The 3,287-nt window shown below is 65.2% G+C and carries 2 protein-coding genes; both read right to left on the minus strand.

What is annotated here, in order from left to right; translation table 11 throughout:
• On the minus strand, window positions 1-2,842 hold a 2,842-nt coding region (locus U5709_RS01180), incomplete at its 3' end, for a helicase-related protein (RefSeq protein WP_321972572.1).
• A gap of 3 nt (window positions 2,843-2,845) precedes the next feature.
• Window positions 2,846-3,067 (minus strand): hypothetical protein, encoded by a 222-nt coding sequence (locus U5709_RS01185; protein ID WP_321972573.1) that lies wholly within the window; start codon window positions 3,065-3,067, stop codon window positions 2,846-2,848.
• Window positions 3,068-3,287 lie beyond the last annotated feature (220 nt).

A 3,287-nucleotide genomic window follows, 5' to 3' on the forward strand; every position in this document is an offset into this window, starting at 1 on the left:
GCACGAAGACCACGCCGGGCTCCTCGCCCTCCACCACGGCGTTGATGCCGGAGGGCAGGCGGTCGATGTCGGGGTTCTCGCGGTAGTAGCCCACGAGGTCCATACGGAACTCGTTCAGGCCCAGGTCCGTGATGGAGACGCCGCCGCTCACGTCCTCGAGGTCCATGACCTCGTCGCGCATCTGCTCCAGCTGGCGGCGGCGGTACTCGAGGTCGCCGTTCTCGTCCTCGTTGATGTAGTCGTCGTCGCCCGTGGAGGTCATCACGGTGATGCGCATGCGCTCCTCGACGCGGGCCTTGAGCTTGATGTACTCGTCGAGCTCAACGTCGGGCCAGTAGTTGACCAGCTGGATGCAGTCGTTCCTGGAGCCGATACGGTCCACGCGGCCGAAGCGCTGAACGATGCGCACCGGGTTCCAGTGGATGTCGTAGTTGACCATGTAGTCGCAGTCCTGCAGGTTCTGGCCCTCCGAGATGCAGTCCGTGGCGATGACGACGTCGACGTCCTTGCCGGAAAGGCCCGGGGCTATGAGGTCGCGCTCCTTGGAGACGGGGCTGAAGCAGGCCAGGACGTCCTGCATCTGGGCCGGCACGTCGGGCAGCGTGCACTTGCAGCCGTTGCCGGTAACGAGCGCCACGTGCATGCCGAGCTCCTGCTCGCAGAAGGGCGCGAGGTTCTCGTAGAGGTACTCGGCGGTGTCAGCGAAGGCGGTGAAGACGAGGGCCTTGCGATTGCCGGCGTTGATGGGCGCGGCGGCCTTGGCGGCGACGTCTGCCTTTATCTCCAGCAGCTTGGCGTCATGGGCGGGATCGATGTCGGCGACCATGGAGATGAGCAGGTCAACATAGCTCAGGTCCTCGCGGATGTCCGTCTCCCAGCGCATCCAGTCCATGTCTGCGAGCGAGATCTTGGTGGCGCCACCGACCTCGAAGGCCCCCTCGTCGTCGGGGTCCCAGTCGAAGCCCCCGGGCATCCCGCCGTCCTCCACCGTGCCGGCGCCGCGACCGTCCTTGTAGTCCTCGATCTTTGCGAGGGCTGCACGCATGACACCGCCGACGCGCTCGAGCGTGAGGCGGAACGAGTGGACCGAGCTCTCCAGGCGCTTGAGCAGGTTCGTGTTCATGAGACGCCGGACGCCCGCCTCTCGGCCGGCGAGGGTCAGGTTGCCCCCGCCGCCGAGGTCCTGGTACTTGACCACGCGGCTGGGCAGCAGGTAGGTGCTGGGCATGTAGACGGCCAGTGTGAGGGAGTCCAGCTCCTCGTATATCTCGTGGTAGTTGATGGAGTCCGGTAGCGTGGAGAGCTTGGGGTGCTTGGAGACGGGCGGCAGACGGCGCGGGAAGGGGCCGAGGGCGCTCATGTCGTAGTAGCGCTGGATGTGCTTGCGGCTGCGGGCCACGGTGACCTGGTCCAGGACCTCGAAGAAGTCGAAGTCGAGCATCTGCGTGAGACGGTCGGTTGTGCGCTGCTCAACGGGCAGGTCCGCCCAGCGCGAGTAGGTGGTCTGCGCGTTGCGGAAGACCGTCTCGATGTCGTTCTGGAGATTGAGGCGGCCCGCCCACTCCTCGGGGTCGCCCGAGTAGGCCAGCGCCAGCTGGTTTCGCAGGTCGCGAAAGCGGTTGTTGACGGGCGTGGCCGAGAGCATGAGGACCTTGGTCTTGACGCCCTGGCGGATGACCTTCTCCATGAGGTTCTGGTAGCGGTTGAGCTTGCCCTCGACGGCCGAGTCGCCGCCGTTGCGGAAGTTATGGGACTCGTCGATGACCACGAGGTCGTAGGCGCCCCAATTGATGCGGTCGAGGGGCAGGCCCGTCTCGGAGGTGCCGCGCTCGCGCGAGAGGTCCGTGTGGAACAGGACGTCGTAGCGCAGGCGGTCGGAGGCGATGGGGTTGTTGACCAGGTTGTTGTTGTAGGTAATCCAGTTGTCCTTGAGCTTCTTGGGGCACAGGACCAGGACGTTCCTGTTGCGGCTCTCGTAGTACTTGATGACGGCGAGCGCGGTGTAGGTCTTGCCGAGGCCCACGGAGTCCGCCAGGATGCAGCCGTTGTAGGTCTCCAGCTTGTTGATGATGGCCACGACGGCGTCGCGCTGGAAGTCGTAGAGCTTGCCCCAGATGGCGCTCTGGCGGAAGCCCGTGCCCTCGTTGGGCAGCACGTCCTCGGAGACGTCGTCGAGAAACTCGCTGAAGATGCGGTAGAGGGCCATGTAGTAGATGAGCTCGGGGGCGTTCTCCTGGTACATGGCCGTGATGCCGTCGATGACGGCGTCCGTGACGTCGTGGAGCTCGCCGGAGTCCCAGGCGCGGTCGAAGTCGGCGAGAAGCGCGCGGGACTGGTCGGTGGCAACGCGCAGGGTTGTGCCGGCGTGCGACGCCGTGGGATCGCAGCCAAGCTTGCGGGTGGTGAACTCCTCGAAGGGCATATAGGCGACGTCGTCGTCGGGCTTGGTGACGTCAAGGAAGCCGGAGGCGCGGTCCTCACCTTCGTAGGACTTGAAGCGGGCCTTTGCTCGGATCCAGTCGGCGCACTCGGAGGCCACGGCCTTCTGCGTGAGCTCGTTGCGCAAGCGAATCTCCAGCTCCGTGCCGCAGAGACCCTGCTCGCGGCCAAGACGTGGGATGTAGAACTCGCGCTTCTCGCGGGGCGTGCGCTCGGCAGTGAAGGCCTGCGAGGTGAAGATGAAACGGAACTCGTCAAGGGACTCGAGCTGCTCCTTGAGCTCCTGGTAGGCGTACATCGAGAAGACCGAGGCGGCCACGGAGACGCGGTCGCCGGCGGCGATGGTGCGGACGAGGTCGTCCTTGACGAGGGAGGAGCGGTTGTCGAAGTAGGAGTGCTCCATGCGCTAGCGAGCCTCCTTGGCGGCGACGGGGGCCGCGCTGGCGCCGACCGCATGTGCCACGACGTCGTCGGCGATGAGCGAGTTGATGTAGGCGGACAGGCTCACGCAGCGGTCCTCGGCCTGGGCGGTCGCGGCCTCCTTGAGCTCGGGCGTTATGGCAAAGATGACCCTCTCGGTCTTCTTTGCGTTGAGCAGCGACTTGCGCAGTTCTTGCCCAGTTGCCATGGCCCCGCCTCCACCGTGTCCGGTTTGATAAGAGTTATATAAGCAGTGTAGGCGGTGCGGGGGCGTTTGGGTAGGGTCTCGGGCGGCGGGGCGGCGAGCGGTAAGCCGCTGGCAGCAGGTCTCGCCAGCAAGTCACCTCACGGGCTCGCATATGATCATGGACCAATCCTCCTTCGAGGACAAAACCCAGGAAACGAACCGGCGGAGAAACCAGCCAAGC

It is taken from the genome of Paratractidigestivibacter sp. (assembly GCF_963660155.1).
Lineage (GTDB): Bacteria > Actinomycetota > Coriobacteriia > Coriobacteriales > Atopobiaceae > Paratractidigestivibacter.

Coding starts and splice junctions, on each gene's coding strand:
- U5709_RS01185 (WP_321972573.1), bottom strand. CDS start 3,067: ATGGCAACTGGGCAAGAACTGCGCAAGTCGCTGCTCAACGCAAAGAAG.